At 71.1% G+C, this 256-nt stretch carries 1 protein-coding gene; it reads right to left on the minus strand.

Annotation, left to right across the window (positions count from 1 at the left end):
* Positions 1–41 precede the first annotated feature (41 nt).
* Positions 42–256, minus strand: a 215-nt coding sequence (locus tag AX681_RS22615; RefSeq protein ID WP_197424313.1) for a hypothetical protein, incomplete at its 5' end; no start/stop codon positions are given.

Below are 256 nucleotides of genomic sequence, written 5' to 3' on the forward strand. Positions count from 1 at the left end.
GGATCAAACCGTCCGGGGGGAATGACCGGCCGGCTCGGGGATCAGAATTCGTCCCAGGCGTCGTTCTTGCGAACCAGCGAGGAGATCGCCGCGGCCGGCAGCGGCTTGATCGGCGACTGATAGACATGCTCGCTCGACTGGCGCGCAGACTTTGCCGCGACCTTGGGCTCCGACGCGGCGGCGCGCGGCTTGGCCGGTGCCTTGGTCACCGGCTTCGCCATCCGCACCGGTGCGGGCGCAGCGGCAGGCGCGCGCG

The organism is Sphingomonas sp. CCH9-E2 (genome assembly GCF_001557215.1).
Lineage (GTDB): Bacteria > Pseudomonadota > Alphaproteobacteria > Sphingomonadales > Sphingomonadaceae > Sphingomonas.